Annotated in this window: 14 protein-coding genes; 4 read left to right on the top strand and 10 right to left on the bottom strand. The window is 37.3% G+C overall.

What is annotated here, in order from left to right:
• Positions 1-65: 65 nt before the first annotated feature.
• Complete coding sequence (locus MHB55_RS19210; RefSeq protein ID WP_144539485.1) at positions 66-1,295, bottom strand: MFS transporter; 1,230 nt, start codon at positions 1,293-1,295, stop codon at positions 66-68.
• A 173-nt stretch (positions 1,296-1,468) separates the two neighbouring features.
• Here MHB55_RS19210 and thrC point away from each other — a divergent pair, with 173 nt between their 5' ends.
• Positions 1,469-2,527: a threonine synthase gene (gene thrC, locus MHB55_RS19215; RefSeq protein WP_151112409.1), complete on the top strand. Its 1,059-nt coding sequence runs from the start codon at positions 1,469-1,471 to the stop codon at positions 2,525-2,527.
• Positions 2,527-3,504 (top strand): homoserine kinase, encoded by a 978-nt coding sequence (gene thrB, locus MHB55_RS19220; protein ID WP_191697879.1) that lies wholly within the window; start codon positions 2,527-2,529, stop codon positions 3,502-3,504. The genes thrC and thrB overlap by 1 nt, the downstream gene beginning before the upstream one ends.
• A gap of 623 nt (positions 3,505-4,127) precedes the next feature.
• Here the strand turns inward: thrB and zupT are convergent.
• From zupT to MHB55_RS19250, 6 genes are all read right to left on the bottom strand, one after another.
• Positions 4,128-4,937 (bottom strand): zinc transporter ZupT, encoded by an 810-nt coding sequence (gene zupT, locus MHB55_RS19225; RefSeq protein ID WP_144539479.1) that lies wholly within the window; start codon positions 4,935-4,937, stop codon positions 4,128-4,130.
• 83 nt (positions 4,938-5,020) lie between these two features.
• On the bottom strand, positions 5,021-5,647 hold the full coding sequence (locus MHB55_RS19230; RefSeq protein ID WP_151113835.1) for a uracil-DNA glycosylase: 627 nt from the start codon (positions 5,645-5,647) through the stop codon (positions 5,021-5,023).
• A gap of 70 nt (positions 5,648-5,717) precedes the next feature.
• On the bottom strand, positions 5,718-6,335 hold the full coding sequence (locus MHB55_RS19235) for a phosphatase PAP2 family protein (RefSeq protein WP_340863845.1): 618 nt from the start codon (positions 6,333-6,335) through the stop codon (positions 5,718-5,720).
• A 257-nt stretch (positions 6,336-6,592) separates the two neighbouring features.
• Complete coding sequence (locus tag MHB55_RS19240; protein WP_154312181.1) at positions 6,593-7,492, bottom strand: NAD(P)/FAD-dependent oxidoreductase; 900 nt, start codon at positions 7,490-7,492, stop codon at positions 6,593-6,595.
• A 393-nt stretch (positions 7,493-7,885) separates the two neighbouring features.
• Positions 7,886-8,728 (bottom strand): DUF6612 family protein, encoded by an 843-nt coding sequence (locus tag MHB55_RS19245; protein WP_154312180.1) that lies wholly within the window; start codon positions 8,726-8,728, stop codon positions 7,886-7,888.
• Between the two features lie 75 nt (positions 8,729-8,803).
• Complete coding sequence (locus MHB55_RS19250; RefSeq protein ID WP_144539471.1) at positions 8,804-10,291, bottom strand: peptide MFS transporter; 1,488 nt, start codon at positions 10,289-10,291, stop codon at positions 8,804-8,806.
• Between the two features lie 134 nt (positions 10,292-10,425).
• Here MHB55_RS19250 and MHB55_RS19255 point away from each other — a divergent pair, with 134 nt between their 5' ends.
• Positions 10,426-12,144 (top strand): ABC transporter ATP-binding protein, encoded by a 1,719-nt coding sequence (locus tag MHB55_RS19255; RefSeq protein ID WP_340863846.1) that lies wholly within the window; start codon positions 10,426-10,428, stop codon positions 12,142-12,144.
• 299 nt (positions 12,145-12,443) lie between these two features.
• Here the strand turns inward: MHB55_RS19255 and hflX are convergent, their stop codons facing one another.
• The 3 genes from hflX to MHB55_RS19270 form a co-directional block, all read right to left on the bottom strand.
• Positions 12,444-13,715 (bottom strand): GTPase HflX, encoded by a 1,272-nt coding sequence (gene hflX / locus MHB55_RS19260; protein WP_340863847.1) that lies wholly within the window; start codon positions 13,713-13,715, stop codon positions 12,444-12,446.
• 12 nt (positions 13,716-13,727) lie between these two features.
• The gene (locus MHB55_RS19265; protein WP_340863848.1) at positions 13,728-14,474 is read right to left on the bottom strand and encodes a VOC family protein; all 747 of its coding nucleotides are present in this window, start codon (positions 14,472-14,474) and stop codon (positions 13,728-13,730) included.
• Positions 14,475-14,658: 184 nt separating this feature from the next.
• The gene (locus MHB55_RS19270; RefSeq protein WP_340863987.1) at positions 14,659-16,296 is read right to left on the bottom strand and encodes an AMP-binding protein; all 1,638 of its coding nucleotides are present in this window, start codon (positions 16,294-16,296) and stop codon (positions 14,659-14,661) included.
• A 166-nt stretch (positions 16,297-16,462) separates the two neighbouring features.
• On the opposite strand from MHB55_RS19270, the gene MHB55_RS19275 reads away from it, so the two are divergent.
• Positions 16,463-17,632: a class I SAM-dependent methyltransferase gene (locus MHB55_RS19275; RefSeq protein WP_340863849.1), complete on the top strand. Its 1,170-nt coding sequence runs from the start codon at positions 16,463-16,465 to the stop codon at positions 17,630-17,632.
• Positions 17,633-17,649 lie beyond the last annotated feature (17 nt).

Here is a 17,649-nt window from a genome sequence, read left to right on the forward strand (position 1 = left end):
TTTATTGTACTATGTTTTAACTCGGAGACAAATAAAAAGCTGCTCCCTAGGGAGCAGCTTTACTCTTATTCTAATTCTATTTGTTTTGTCTCAGTACCTAAGAATATAACTGCGATTACTCCAATAACGATAGCGATACAAAAAATACCGAATATCCAGCCAATTTCATAGCCTGCAGTCACTAATGTACCAACTAGCAATGGTCCAAGAATACCTCCTATACGACCGACTGAAGCAGCCATCCCCGATCCAGTTGCTCGAATAACTGTAGGATATTGTTCAGGAGAGTATGCATATAAAGCTCCCCAAGCACCTAAGTTAAAGAAGGATAGCAGCATTCCTGATGCGATTAAGATAGCAGTCGACTCTGCTGAACCAAAAACAAATGCACTTGCTGCAGTACCTAATAAGTAAGTAACCAATACAAATTTACGTCCTGCTTTTTCAATGAGCCACGCGGCAGAAAAATAACCAGGCAATTGAGCCAAAGTCATAATGAGTACATATTCAAAGCTTTGGATAAGTGAAAAACCCTTCATGACCATTACACTTGGAAGCCACAAAAACATACCATAGTAGGAGAACACCACCGTAAACCATACAATCCATAGCATTAAAGTTGCCTTAGCAAACTTCTTTGACCAGACATCTTTCATATTTTGGATTATTGATCTAGTCTCCGTATTCTTTGATGTAAATTGTGGTGAATCAGGTAACTTCAAACGCAGATAAATAGCATAAAAGGCTGGTAAAGCAGTTATCAATAGTGCAACTCTCCAGCCATATTCAGGAATTATAAAATAGGCAATTACTGCTGAAACAATCCAACCTGCTGCCCAGAAGCTTTCAAGAAGAACAACTACACGTCCTCTCTCCTTTGCTGCTACACTTTCTGATACTAGAGTAGATGCTACAGGTAGTTCTCCACCAAGCCCCATACCTACAAGAAAACGTAATGCCATAAATGCAAATAACGTGGTAGTTAAAGCAGATAGCCCACTAGCTACTGAGAACAAAATTAATGTAATCATAAATATTTTCTTACGGCCTACCTTGTCAGCAAATACTCCAAATACAAGAGCACCTACAGCCATCCCAATGGAGTTTACACTACCTATCCATCCCATCTCGTTTGGTGTTAATGCCCATTCACTTGCCAATGCAGCAATAACGAATGAGAGAATTCCCACATCCATTGCATCAAACATCCACGCAAGTCCTGCTATACCAAGCAATTTATTTTTAGATAATGGTTTTTCTACCTTCTTTGTATTTTTTTCTAGAACTGCTGTCATAATTATCCCCTGTCTTTACACCTGTAATGTTTTTTGTTTACATCAATAGTATACTTATAGAACTGTAAACTTACAACAGAAATTTTCCCTTGTATTTTTCGATTATTTAGAGTAAAATGTCCTTTATATAAATACAGTTGTTTATCTAAGGAGAACAGAAGGGCGGAAATCACATGGCTTGGCAAGGACTAATTGAACAATATAAAGAATTCTTACCTGTAACTGAAAACACACCAAAACTTACATTATTAGAGGGCAATACCCCTCTCATTAAATTAGAAAACCTGTCCAATGAACTAGGCATTGAATTATATGCGAAAATTGAAGGAGCAAATCCAACAGGATCCTTCAAAGATAGAGGAATGGTCTTTGCGGTAGCTAAAGCGAAGGAGGAAGGTAGTAAGGCAGTTATATGTGCTTCTACAGGAAACACTTCTGCTGCAGCTGCAGCTTATGCAGCCCGAGCTGGGATGCGTGCAGTAATTGTAATTCCTGAGGGCAAGGTAGCTGCGGGGAAGCTTGCTCAAGCTTATATGTATGGAGCAGAGGTCATTCAAATAGAAGGCAACTTCGATGTGGCGTTAGAAATGGTTCGTGCTATTAGCGAATCCTCACCTATTACTCTCGTAAACTCTGTAAATCCTTATAGAATAGAAGGACAAAAAACAGCATCATTTGAAATTTGTGATGTACTAGGCTCTGCCCCAGATTACTTAGCCATTCCAGTTGGGAACGCTGGCAATATCACAGCATATTGGAAAGGCTTCAAAGAATATAATGAGAAAAAACAAACTGGTCTACCTAAAATATATGGATTCGAAGCAGAAGGGGCAGCGGCTATCGTTCAAGGTAAGCCGATTGAATTCCCTGAAACAATTGCTACAGCCATCCGAATCGGTAATCCAGCTAGCTGGGATTACGCAGTAGCTGCCCGTGATGAGTCACAAGGACTGATTGAAGCTGTATCAGACGATGAAATGCTTGATGCATATAAACTAATCGCTAGTAGAGAGGGCATTTTTGCAGAGCCAGCATCCTGTGCTTCTATCGCCGGCGTTATAAGATCAGTCAAAGAAGGCAAGATAATACCCGGTAGCAAGGTCGTTGCAGTTCTAACTGGAAATGGATTAAAAGATCCACAGACTGCAATAGATGTAAAAGTGGCACCACCACATAAAATTGAAAGTAATGCCCCTGCACTAAGCGCATTTATAGAGGGGGTGCTTGCATAATGACATGGTCTATTTCCATACCTTCAAGCACTGCAAACTTAGGTCCAGGTTTTGACTCGATAGGTATTGCATTAGACAAATATCTAGAACTAGAGGTGGAGCTTGCCTCCCAACTTTCAATCGAAAACTTGACTGAAAATCTGCCTTTTGTCCCTAATCCGGCTGATCATTTAATTGTACAGTCCGCGGTAAAAACGGCGGCTATGCATGGACTAGAATTACCTGCTTGTACATTGAAGTTAAAAAGTGAGATTCCTCTGGCCCGCGGTATGGGTAGTAGTGCATCCGCTATCGTTGCAGGTATAGAGCTAGCCAATCAATTGCTTGAACTCAAACTGACTGCTCACGATAAGCTAAAAATTGCTACGATGATGGAGGGTCATCCCGATAATGCCGCTGCCTCTATTTTTGGAGGATTTACTATCTCTTCTAGTACAGATAACGGTGAAATCCACGTATTTCATTCGTATCACATAGAAGCTAGCTTTGTTTTATCTATTCCTCAATTTGAATTGAAGACAGAAAAAGCTAGAAATGTCTTGCCTGATCATTACACACGATCAATCGCAGCTCAGGCTAGCGCCTCCGCCAATTTATTGGTAGCCGCATTTCTATCACAGTCTTTTGAACAGGCAGGTATCTATATGGAAGAGGATTTGTTTCATGAGCCATATCGCTTAGGTCTTATCCCACAAAGCAAGGAGCTAAAGATTGCAGCTAAAAAAGCTGGAGCATTTGGTACTTGTATTAGTGGGGCTGGTCCAACTCTATTATCACTTGTCCAAAAGGGCAAGGAACAGGAGTTTATCTCCCAAATGAAAGATAAATTCCCAAGCTTTGATCTTGTTCCAGTTTCTATCAACAAGACAGGAATCATTGCAACTAAAAACAGGATAAACCCGAGCTCCTCCTATGCCTACTCCGACACACAAATAGGGAAAAGCGAGATATCAGATTCACAGCTATCTCCCATTTGATCTCTAAAGCTTCGGGAATGACTTGTTTCTATCATATAGGAAGAATTTAAGAGAGGATGGTCAGTGACCCAAGTCACGACCATCCTCCTTTTGCGTTAATAATAGGTTTTTTGCCAATCCGTGATTAACCTTACAGCTTCCACATTAATGATTGGAGCAGCAAGACGGCGACTCCTGAGGGAGGAAGGAGACAGATAAGACATCGCATCCGACGCGTTAGCGGCGGCGATGGCTTATCACTCCCCCGCGGAAAGCGCCCGACTAGAGCGGAAATCAACCATTAATTGTTCATGTAATTCCTGTGAATTTTTTTGAGTTAATTTATCCCTACTAGTGTGCCGTGTTTGATTGAAGCAGCAGGCGGCGACTCCTGCGGGAGGAGGGAGACAGATAAGACATCGCATCCGACGCGTTAGCGACGGCGATGGCTTATCGCTCCCCCCGCGGAAAGCGTCCGACTAGAGCGGAAATCAACCTATAATTCATACATTCCCTGTTAAGGATATATTCATCTAACCATACAATTTATATACTTTCTCGCATTTCTAAGTAACCGACAAGTAAAAGAGCTCAAAAAAGCAGTGCACTCCCCTCTTATTAAGGAGAACTGCACTGCCTTCTCTTTATGCCATTAACACTAAACTTAAAGCCATCACAAGCATCCCAGCCACTACTCCATACATAGAAGAATGAGTCTCATCGTATTTCTTAGCTGCTGGCAGTAGTTCATCCAATGATATAAACACCATGATACCTGCTACTGCTGCAAAAATTACTCCGAACATAATCCCATTTAAAAATGGCATCAATATTAAAAAGGCAACTAAAGCGCCTACTGGTTCTGCAAGCCCTGATAAAAACGACAATTTAAATGCTTTCATTCTACTGCCCGTAGCATAAAATATAGGAACAGCTACCGCAATCCCCTCTGGAATATTATGAATAGCTACCGCAATAGCAATTGCTATACCAAGATTAGGATCCTGTAATGCTGAAGCAAAAGTGGCAATCCCCTCTGGAAAATTATGAATACCAATAGCAAGTGCAGTGAACATACCCATTTTCATTAAACGAGCATCTTCTGCATTAGCTGGCTTGAGTTTCATATCCTCAACACTTTTTACTTCATGCGGATTTTCATGTGAAGGAATCAATCGGTCTATTAAGGCTATGAAAATCATTCCTCCGAAAAAACCTGCTAATGTAGCCCAATAGCCATTAGTAGATCCTAGTTCTTCTACTAAGGAGTCTTTTGCCTTAACGAAAATCTCCACGAGCGAAACATAGATCATTACTCCCGCTGAAAATCCAAGAGCTACAGATAAGAATTTTTTGTTTGTTCTACTAGTAAGTAAAGACAACAAACTCCCTATCCCAGTAGCAAGGCCAGCAAACAAAGTAAGTAATAATGCAAAAACTACATTTCCATCCATTGACCCATCTTCTTTCTCTCTAATATAAACTTATTATACTTAAAAAGTTTCCTTCAAGCAACTTTATTCAACAAAAGAAGATATCATAATATTTGGCTTTTAATATATTCACCGATTTTTATCCAATCTTCTTCTAAAAAATCTCGATTAGATGGACGATAGAATACTGAAGCAGGATGATAGGTTGGGATAATGGTATAGGTTTCAGTGGACCACACAAATTCTGATGAGTTTAGCGACTGTAGAAATTGAACAGGCTTTTGTAGTAATTGCCCATGTAATTTAGAAACCGTTGCTTCTCTTCCTAGTAATCGCTGTAATCCTACATTTCCTAAAGTAACAATTAGTAAGGGTGAAATATTTGTTATTTCGTAGTCCAAAATAGGGGCATGTGCAATAATTTCTTTTTGAGTAGGCGGTCGATTATATTTTTTTCTTACTGCTTCTCCGTTTCTTTCCTTTTTCTCTCTCCAAACGAAGGGACGACTTCTTACGGCACTTGTCATATATACGTCTTCCCTTGTTAAACCTATACTGGCTAGGGATTTTTTCAATTCCTCACCTGCTCTTCCGATAAAAGGAATACCCTGAATGGCTTCATTTTCTCCAGGCGCCTCTCCAATTAGCATAAGAGTAGGCTTTCTTGGACCTTTCCCTTTTACAAAACCCTCAACCGGATAACCCTCTATTCTTTTTATGCATAAATCCATTAAATGGTTCGGTATCTCAAACAAAAAATTTCCTCCTTACAAAAAATCCCCTCCGTTAATTGGAAAGGATTTATAATTTATTCTTTTTACTTTTTCTGTTACGTTTTCTAAGCTCGTACCAAATAGCAACTAGTATAAACCATGTATACCCTGCCATCCACCCAGCAAACACGTCTGATGCATAGTGACGTGATTCCGCTATTCGCGAAAGACCTATCATAATGGTCATTAATATGGCTCCTGACCAAATAGTTAACGAAATTTTTTTGTTTGTCTGATGCTCAGTAGCTAAAGAAGCAATTGTAAACAAATAGAGCAAGCCTACCATCGCATGTCCAGATGGAAAGCTAAACGTTTCTAATTGATTGGATACATCAGGACGTTCTCGCTGAATCACTTTTTTTAGTAGTTGGTTTAAAGCATTCCCTACCCCAACTGTAAACAAAACAAATAACATGCCACGATAATTATGGGATCGAATCCACAACAATAATATGATTAATAGTGCGATAAGCAATATAAATTTTGTATCTCCAAAATAGTGAAATGCCGTGATGAATTGACTGCCACCAAGTAGGTTAGACATTTTGTGGTCTAATGACACCACTTCATCTTTTGTAATGTTTAAATACAGCATTGCAAACCCTAGTAATGTAACAAGTCCAAGTGGATAGAACCATTTCTTCACAGTATCCCTCCTATTAGTTATAAAAATTATAAGCTAGATAACTTATAAGTACAAAGAATTAGAGAATTACAGTTTATAAAAATATGTAGTGAGCAATATAAAAGGACTTTTCTAGTCCCTTCATTCAATACCTAATGAAATAGGTAAATTATTATCTAACCTTGGAACAGACTATTCTATGTGATAAAACTTTATGAAGGATGGTCATGACTCATTTCAAGGCCATCCTTCATAAAGTTATATATGCTTTAAAATATTTAGAAACGCTCTTCTGTTAAATCTGTGTTAATAGATACTGCTGCTTTATTTCCATCTGCAGCCGCAATCATTAGTGATGAGGGAATAGGCTTTCTTGTTTCTCCAGCCACATAAACATTTTTTTGAGATGCACGACATCGAGGATCTGTCATTACCCTTCCCTTTTCATCTATTTCGCACCCTAATTTTTCTGCAAAATAATTTGGACGATAATATGTGGGCGCAACAAATCCCTGAGTTCTATTTATAATTTCTCCAGATTCTAACTTTACTCCCTTTAGATAACCCGCTTCTCCTATAAGCTCATCTATTTTCTCAATCTTTATTTCAATATTATGTTTAGCCAACTCTTGCATACCTTCGTGAGATAATTCTTTTCCATTGGTTAGAACCATCAAGTCATTTGACCAATTATAAATTAGCTTAACCATATGAAGAACGTGTTCTTCTTTCTCCGCTAAAATTAAAAGAGGCTTATCGCGCAATTCCCATCCATCACAATACGGACAGCTAAATAGACTTTTTCCATAAAAGCTTCGAATACTTTCAATTGTAAACATTTCTTGGATGCCAGTAGCTAGTAAGAGCTTCTCTGAAACGTATTCTTCATTATCTCTTGTTCTAACGATAAAATTACCTTCTTTTCCTTCTCTTCCAATTTCAATAATCGTTTTATTGAAATAAGAGACATTCGGATAGTTCTCTAGCTCTTTAAGTCCTATACCTTTGAATTCATGAGGTTTTATCCCATCCCGAGTGATAAATCCATGCGATTCATGGGTCACTCTGTTTCGATTTGTTCCATCGTCAAACAAGGCAACTTTTCTTCTTGCTCTTCCTAACGTTAAACCTGCACCCAGCCCCGCTGGACCGCCTCCAATAATAATACAATCATACATGCTTAGTGCCTCCTTACATTAGACCAGCAACCATCCAATTTGCTTTAAGTAATTTTCTTCATTAGTGTTCCCTATTTTTTTCTTTTACTAACATTACTTTTCTAAGTAAGTAATTAAAATATTCAAGCATACATGCAATATAATCTTTTTTTACAAAAAAACACGAGGAATTTCTCCTCGCGCTCAGTAGTTAAGTCTAACTGTTCTATACCTAATACAGTTACCAGATATTCTTCTGGAACAGGTAAACGATTTTTTGCATTCTTTATCGCATTTAACTTGTGCACCAAAGTAGTTCTCTATTTCTTTATAAATTTATTACTAAACAAAAAGTCTGCATGTAATTGTCATATACCTAACAATTACATGCAGACTTGAAAAATTTAAATTAGATTAGATAGCTACAGCATTATCAATAACTTCTTGTGGAATCTCGATTTTATCGACTCCATTAAAGTTAGAGAAATCTGTCTTTAAATCTTGTTTCATATTAATAGACTCGCCTTCTGCTTCCATGTCCATATCTACAATTACATCGTATTTAGTAGTTTGGAAGCTTTCTTTATCAATATGAATTAAATAGTTAATTGAGTTAATTTTAACGTCTAGTTGAACATCTTCTCCAGCCTGTGCCATGCTTTGCATTGTTTCATCTATTTGTGCTTGTACTAAGTCGTTAAATTTGTCCCCTGATGCATCAAGTGTCAAAATATAATTTTTATCATCTTGCTCAAATTTAAAGTCTTTTAAATATTCTTCAATTTCAGCTAGTGAATTAGCAGGATTTGCAGAATTTGTTTGTGCCATGACGTCACCCATTGCTTCTTGTGGTAACTTCATCCACTGCTGCGTTGTTCCTTCATACATATACAAATCAGTATCATTGAAGTATATTTCTGTATCCATTGTTTCGTTCATAGAACCATCTTCAGACTTCATAGAAGTAGTTCCTTTTTGATAAATCTGCATAGGTTCTATTATTAAATTCATGTCCATAGCAGTGCTAATATCTACATTCATCTCTTCGCTCGGTATATGCATCTTTTGTGCTAAGTCTACTTTAGCAGAGACACTTTTCAATTCCTCAGACACTGCCATTGATTTGTTATACACTTCTTCTAAAGTCATCTCACTAGTTTCTTTTACGTTCTTGTTTGCTGGTGTGGCAGTTTCATTACACGCGGCTAAACCAAAAGTAAGTGTAGTAACTGCTAAAAGCGTTTTCCATTTTTTCACTTTATTCCCATCCCTTCTTTGTTTCACAACATAACTTACGAACAAATTAACGAAAGGTTTCACTTTTTAAGAAAATTAACGAATACCGCGCATGTATTTTTGGATTAGTGGTGTCATTACATATAGGATTAACCCCAATCCTATCGCTATTGCACCAATTACTCCAAAGTACATAATCTCCGTTTCAGGCTTATACAATTTAACAACCTGAGCATTGATTGCTTGTGCCGAAGCATTTGTCATAAACCATAAGCTCATTGTTTGAGCAGCAAAGGCTGCCGGTGCTAGCTTTGTAGTTGCAGACAAACCAACAGGTGAAAGAAGTAATTCACCAAGTACTACTAAGAAGAAGCTTAGAACTAGCCACATCGGGTTAGCTAACGTATCAGTACCATTAAAGTAAGCAGGGAAAATCATCACAACAAAAGACAAACCTGCAAAGAATAATCCATATGCAAACTTACGAGGAGTAGACGGCTGTCTATTTCCAAGTTTCACCCATAGCCAAGCAAAGAGTGGAGCGAGTGCAATGATGAATAATGGATTCAACGATTGGAACCAGGCTGGTGAAATTTCAAAAGAGCCAAGTGTTAAATCTACTCGCTCATCAGCATATTGGGCTAAAATATTGGAACCCTGTTCTTGAATTGCCCAGAACATCATAGCTGCTACGAAAAGTGGAATATAAGCAAGTAAACGAGACTTTTCGTCTGCTGTTGACTTATCACTTCTATACATAACTATGAAGTATAGGGTTGGTATAAGAATACCCAATATGGAAATAGTCATTGTGAAAACATCAATCGTCATAATACCAGCTTGGATTAAATAGAAACCAAGGGCGGCAATAATCACAACACCAATTGCTAATCTAGTAAAGAATTTTTTCTTTCCTTCACTAGAAAGTGGGTTTGGTACATAAGAGCCTGCCAAACCTAAATATTTTTTCTTCGTAGTTAAAAAGACTACTAAACCTATTGCCATACCTACTGCTGCAAGTCCAAATCCTAAATGGAAATTGTACTCTAAACCAATTGTTCCTACGATTAATGGTGCAACGAACGCTCCCATGTTAATACCCATGTAGAACAAGCTGAATCCTGAGTCTCTACGAGCATCATCCGCTGAATACAAATCACCAACTATAGTAGAAATATTAGTTTTCAATAGACCTGTACCAATGATGATAAACGCCATCGATAAAAATAAGGTAGTTAATCCTCCAGGAAATGCCAGTATTATATGACCAATCATGATTAATACTCCGCCATAGAACACTGTTCTAGTAGTACCGAATAACCTATCAGCTATCCAACCACCGATAATCCCAGACATATATACTAATGAACCATAAACGGCCATAATAGAGTTAGCTGTTGATCGTTCTAGCCCTAAACCGCCTTGGGTCACTTCGTAGTACATATAATAGATTAAAATCGCTCTCATACCGTAGTATGAAAAACGCTCCCAAAACTCCGTGAAAAATAAGGATAGAAGACCCTTAGGTTGGCCAAAAAACCCTGTTTGAGGTACAGATTTTACTATTTCTTCTTTCGATAACATCTTATTACGCCTCGTTTCTACAAAAAATATAATTAAATATTCCCTAATTTTTCAAAAAAGAAACATTATAATATTTCGACAACTGAAATTATTAGTTATAATAGTCGTTATGACAATGAAAAGGGAGTTACGAGATGCTTAAAAATTTTTTTTCATTTTACAAACCACATAAACGATTATTTATTATTGATTTCAGCAGTGCCGTTTTTGTTGCAATTTTAGAACTAGCATTCCCAGTAGCTGTGCAATGGTTTATAGACGATCTTCTTCCTACCGGTAATTGGGCTACAATTGTTCGAGTTAGTATTGTGCTCTTATTCGTTTACATTATTAGTACCGTTCTCCAATATGTCGTGAGTTATTTGGGGCATAAGCTAGGTATTAATATTGAGACTGATATGAGACAAAAACTGTTTAACCACGTGCAACGACAATCATTTCGATTTTTTGATAACACCAAAACGGGCCACATTATGAGTAGAATCACAAATGACCTATTTGATATAGGAGAACTAGCACATCACGGACCAGAAGACCTATTTATCGCTATTATGACGATTATAGGTGCCTTCACTATTATGTTCAACATAAATCCTGAGCTGGCTGTTATCGCTATTATTATGGTTCCTTTTTTATCCATCGTTGCAACCTATGGAAATATAATGATGAATAAAGCATGGAAGAATATGTACGGCAAAATCGCTGACGTAAATGCAAGAGTGGAAGACAGCGTTTCCGGAGCCCGTGTGGTCCAATCCTTTACAAATGAAAATTTTGAAATTTCAAGATTCAAAGAGGACAATTCACAATTCCGATTAGCAAAGCTAGCAGCTTACAAAGTCATGGCAGGTACTCATTCTAGCATTTATATGATGACAAGGCTAGTAACTTTAGTTGTACTAGTAGTAGGAGCCTGGTTCTCTTACCAAGATTACATAACCTCTGGAGAGCTAGTAAGTTTTATTTTATATGTAAATGTACTAATTAAGCCAGTGGATAAAATTACCGCTTTATTGGAATTATATCCAAAAGGAATGGCTGGTTTTAAACGCTTCCTAGAATTAATAGAGCAAGAGCCAGAAATTGTAGACAAGCCAAATGCCCTTCAAGTCCAGCATTTAAAAGGAGATATTTCCTTTGACCATGTTAGCTTCCGATATGATGATCACCAATCTGTGTTAAAAGACATTAATCTATCTATTCAAGCTGGTGAAACAGTTGCGTTTGTAGGACCTTCTGGAGCAGGGAAAACAACCATTTGTTCCTTAATCCCTAGATTTTATGATGTAAATGAAGGAGCAATTTCCATTGATGGGCTAAATATTCAAGATTTAGCACTTCACTCCCTTCGTTCCCAAATTGGAATTGTACAGCAGGATGTCTTTTTGTTCACTGGCACCATTCGTGAAAATATCGCTTACGGCAAAAGAGACGCTACCGATGAGGAAATTCATAGTGCTGCTAAAAAAGCTCATTTAGAAAGCTTAATAGCTTCACTCCCTGATGGATATGAGACGCAAATTGGTGAACGAGGTCTGAAGCTATCTGGTGGACAGAAGCAAAGACTTGCAATTGCTCGTATGTTTTTAAAGAATCCACCTATTCTAATTTTGGATGAAGCAACATCCGCTCTCGACACAGAAACAGAGAAAATTATACAACATTCCTTAATGGAACTCGCGGAAAATCGAACTACACTTATAATTGCCCACCGTTTGGCAACAATTCGTGATGCAGATCGGGTAATTGTAGTGACAGAAGAAGGAATTGCCGAGGATGGTTCATATAATGAGCTTGTGGCTAAAGATGGAATATTCGCTAGACTTCATAATATACAATTTCAACAAATTTAGTTTATTTTAGCAGAACATAAATTAATGTTATGTTCTGCTTTTTTATGGATTGACTTGATAATAAACACATGTAACTGTTAGTATATTTTTTCTCAAAAGTAATGAATGTCTACTTTAAACAGCTTTAAATCTAAAAACAAATGCATGTTGGAGCGACGGTGATAGCTAATCGCTCCCCCGCGGAATGCGTCCGGCTAGAGCGGAAATCACTTAGTAATTGTTTACTCATTTATATAAATGGGAATTAATATATTTTCTTCCCTTTCAAAAAAGCTGCCAGTTATGGCAGCTTTTCCTTTTTATAATTGATATACATATTCTTCAAAGCGATTATAATCTGATTTTTTGAGCTCTACATGCACTAAGGTCCCTTCTTCCTCATAGGAGGTAGATTTGACCGAAGCGTTCTCATTTAGATAGGAGACAATATCTCCACGGTCAAAGGGTATTAACAAGTTACATTGAACGTAGTCTGAGAAAATATATTTCTTAATAATCTCTAGCAGCTCATCTAGACCTTTTCCCTCTTTGGCAGATATCCAGATATTATTTCCCGATATATATGGATACTTCAACTCTGCCAAGTCTGATTTGTTATAAACATAGATAGTTGGTACGTCCTCCACCCCGACATCCAGTAAGGTATGATTTGTGACATCCATCATATATCGGTGTTCCTCGTTCGATACATCCACTACATGAAGCAATAGATTTGCATCTCTTGCCTCCTCCAAAGTTGAACGGAAGGCTTTTACTAGATGATGGGGTAATTTGCTGACAAACCCAACTGTGTCAGTGAGTAAAAATTCTTTTTGATCCGATAATTTTATTTGTCTCACGGATGTTTCCAAAGTAGCAAATAGCATATCTTTTTCAAAAACTTGTTTAGATTGCTCTTGCCCAACTTTATTTAATAGCTGATTCATGATAGTCGACTTTCCAGCATTAGTATAACCGACTAAGGAAACTACTGGAATATTGTTTTTCTTACGTTGCTTTCTTTGTGTTTCCCGCTGGTCCTTAATTAGTTCTAATTCTTTTTTTAGCTTCGATATTTGGTCTTCAATTTTACGACGATCCAGTTCTAGCTTGGTTTCACCAGCACCACGGTTCTTGAATCCTCCACCAGTTCCTCCACCTTGACGACCAAGAGACGCCCTAAGACCAACTAATCGCGGAAGCATATATTGAAGCTGTGCAAGCTCTACCTGCATTTGTGCTTCATTAGACTTTGCACGTCGAGCAAAAATATCCAAAATCAGCATGGTACGATCTATTACCTTGCATTCTAAATCCCGTTCTAAATTTCTAATTTGAGATGGAGAAAGCTCATCATTAAAAATGACTAAGTTAGCATCCATTGCGTCAAAAAGATTTTTAATCTCCTCTACCTTTCCTGTTCCTACATAATGGGAGGATGTAACTCGTTCTAGATTTTGCGTCATTTCACCGACTACTTCCACATTTAAAGCTTCGGCTAAGTTATAAAGCTCCTCTAGTTCATAATCAAAATGCTCGTCCTTTTGTAGCTTTACTGCCACTACTATGGCTTTTTCCACTAACTCTTCCATTCAAAATCCTCCTCATAATTTAAAACGATATTCTCCTTGTTCGTAAATAATAGCTTCTTGTCTGGAGTCGCCTTTGATTTGCACACGTATTAGCCTTTCTTTTGTTCCATCTTCAAGTTGTTTAAATACTAATTTCGTATTTGGTAGCAATAGTGTTTGATCATCATATTGCTCTACATTCAAGTATTTTTCCCATTTTTTTATTATTTCCCTAGGTTTTTTAACATGAAACTCACAACTTTCAATGGACAGCTGAAGATTGCTTTCCACAATTGTTCCATCTTTTTTTAGCAACTCATACCTATCCTCATCTGTTTCCTGCCATTCAATGAAAAAAGGCATTGGTAATTGGTCGCTTACTTCCTCTCGGATAAACAGCATCTTCCATTTACGTCCAAATCCACTGGTTGTCTTTCTCTCAGCATATAAGACTCCGGAGGTTTCTATACCTTTCTCTTCAAGTTCTTGTTTCAATACGTCAATTTTAGATGTCCGAATGCAAATGGTCCCAAATCCCGGACTTTTCTTTAAATCATGTAACATCAAACTGATTAAAGGATGATCTGTATTTTGAGCAATATGCTCATCTTCAATTGACAGCCATTCTATATAACTATTTTTTGTATAAAGAAGCGCATTATACGTTCCCCAGTTTATATGTTGCCCTCCAACTACAGCATGAAGCCCTTGCTGTTGCCAATCCTCAGCTATTTCTAATGGATTTTTTTCTACAAAATGAACTATATGGTCTAGATACATGCTTTCACCTCTTATCCTAAAATTATGTTCCATTTCCTTCATTTTAGTATACAGGGAAAACAGAAAAAAGCACCGATTGTAATCTCGGTGCTTAAAGAGTAAACAATCTCTTAATATAAGGATGCTCTATGACGCTTTTGTTAAGCTTTATACTTTTTTGTCGATTTCCCAGGAAATAAACCTTTTATACCTCCACTCTCTTTTTCGACATTTCTCTGAGCAGAAACTTTTGAATTTTCCCAGAAGCGGTCATTGGGTATGCATCAATGAATTCAATATACTTCGGTATTTTATGATAAGATATTTTCCCCTTACAATATTCCCTTAAAGCCTCCGGAGTAAGATTTTCACCAGACTTTAAAATAACCCATGCCATAAGTTCCTCACCATATCTTTGGTCTGGGACTCCTACTACCTGTACATCTTGTATAGATGGGTGCTGATAAAGAAATTCCTCTACTTCTTTAGGATAGATATTTTCACCACCTCGAATTACCATATCTTTAATTCTACCCGTTATGTCGATATAACCCTCATCATCCATTACCGCAATGTCACCAGTGTGCAGCCACCCATTGTCATCAATTGTCGAATTTGTAGCCTCTTCATTTTTGTAATAGCCCTGCATGACTAAATATCCTCTTGTGCAGAGCTCGCCAGGCACTCCTGCGGGGATATCTTCTCCAGTTGCTGGGTCAATAATTTTCACTTCTACTCCCGGATGAGCCTTACCAACAGAAGATACGCGTTTTTCAATTGCATCGTCTGTTTTAGTTTGCGTAATAACTGGAGATGTTTCGGTTTGTCCGTAAGCAATGGTTATTTCGGAAGCACCCATGTCTTCTATCACTTTTTTCATGACCTCAATTGGACAAATCGAGCCAGCCATGATTCCAGTACGTAAGGAAGACAGATCAAATTGTTTAAAATCTGGGTGGTTTAACTCCGCTATGAACATCGTAGGTACTCCGTGCAAGGCAGTGCATTTCTCATCCTGTACCATTTTCAATACTTTCCCTGCATCAAACTGTTCAATTATAACCATCGTTGTGCCATGCGTTACCGAAGCAATCGTACCCATTACACATCCAAAGCAATGAAAGAAAGGAACAGGAATACATAAACGATCATGTTCTGTAAGATGTATGTAGTCCCCAACGAGTTGACCGTTATTAACAATGTTTTTATGGGACAGCATTACTCCCTTTGGAAATCCAGTAGTACCGGATGTATATTGAATATTAATCACGTCATCATTGTGAAGCGCTTCCAAATACTCATCTAAAGCCTCATCAGACACTTTATTTGCAAATGCAACAAACTCTGACCATTTATATATCCCTGGATAGTCATTTTCACTCATTACGATTACTCTCTTAAAATGAGGGAGCTTTTCAGATTGGATGTTTCCTTTTTCAGACGTAATAATTTCAGGACAAATTGCTCGAATAATATCGAGATAAGAAGTAGATTTAAAGGATTCACATAAAATAAGGGTAGTAGAATCAGATTGCTGCAAGAGATATTCAAGTTCTTTCTCCTGATAGTTAGTATTGACGGTTACTAAAACGGCTCCCATTTTGCCAGTGGCAAATTGGCTTAGTAGCCACTCTCTTTTATTGTCTGACCAAATGGCTATATGTTCCCCTTTTTGAATACCCATTCCAATGAAGGCTTTTGCAAGCTCATCTGTTTCAGCATCAAACTCTTTATACGTTTTACGAATCCCATGCTCTGGGTACACATAGGCCTCTCTATTAGGAAACAAACTCGCTGCTTCCTTAACAATCTCTCCAATCGTTTTTTCATTTAACAAACCAATCTCCCCTTTCGATTGACTACTTATTATTTATATTATCATAAAATTCTGATAGTATAAAAGAGTATTAAGTGTTTTCTCTCGTCTCATAAAGGAACTTCTTTACCTACGTAATATCTCGTTGTGATACACTATTTTCAAGTATCTTACGAAAAAGAAGGCGATATTAATGGAATTCCTAGAAATGAAAGAAAAGGTATTAGACCAAATTTTATCTAAACAGCTTATTCAGGCGACTGTTAGTCAACCAAGGGCTAAATCAAATGAAATTAAACGTGTAAAATTAAAACCTATTGAGATAAAAAATATGTATCATATCCAATTAGAATACCAGTACGAACGTATTTTAAAGCACGAAAATATTCTATTAGAAGAGTTTCCTGCTATATGGGAGAAGTTACTGGAGGATTTCCGTCAATTCCATGCTGATTTTCTTGAGGAAAAGTTTCAAATACAACTCTCTAAGAAAAATAAAGTTATGTTTAAAGCTGAAAAAACAGCTTCTGTTAAACAAGTGAATTTGTCTCATAACCGCAAAAAAAATTATTTGTTAGACGAGCACACACCTTATCCTTTTTTAATTCGTTTAGGGGTACAAACTGCTGAAGGAAAAGTGAAAAAACAAAAGTATGATAAATTTAAACAAATTAATCGCTTTATTGAATTCATTGATGATACCCTTGTTTACTTACCAAAGGATAAAACGGTTAGAATCCTCGATTTTGGCTCTGGTAAATCCTATTTAACGTTTGCGCTATACCACTACTTAAAAATTGAAAAGGGCTTAGACATTCGTGTCACCGGGCTTGACTTGAAGAAGGAAGTCATTGAGGAATGTTCGCAAATAGCTAAAGACTTAGACTATGATCAGCTTGAATTTTTAGTAGGAGATATAAATGATTACAACGAAGAAACTGCCGTAGATATGGTTGTCACCTTACATGCCTGTGATGTAGCGACAGATATGGCACTAGCGCGTGCAGTCAAATGGAATGCGAGTGTCATATTAAGTGTTCCTTGTTGTCAGCACGAATTGAACAAACAGCTCGAAGCACCTAATTTAGATATCATGTTGAAGCATGGTCTCATTAAAGAACGCTTTTCAGCACTAGCAACAGATTCTATTCGAGCGGAAATCTTAAATATGGTAGGATATGAGGCTCAATTAGTGGAATTTATAGATTTAGAAAACACACCAAAGAATATTTTAATACGTGCTTATAGAACAGGACATAAGCCAACCTCTAAACAAATGGAAGCCTATCAACAATTTAAACAGATGCTAAATGCTCAGCCATTTTTAGAAAATGAATTAAAGGAATACTTGAAGACGAACTAACCACTTCATTTCAAGGA

The sequence above is a fragment of the Psychrobacillus sp. FSL K6-1267 genome (genome assembly GCF_038003265.1).
Lineage (GTDB): Bacteria > Bacillota > Bacilli > Bacillales_A > Planococcaceae > Psychrobacillus > Psychrobacillus faecigallinarum.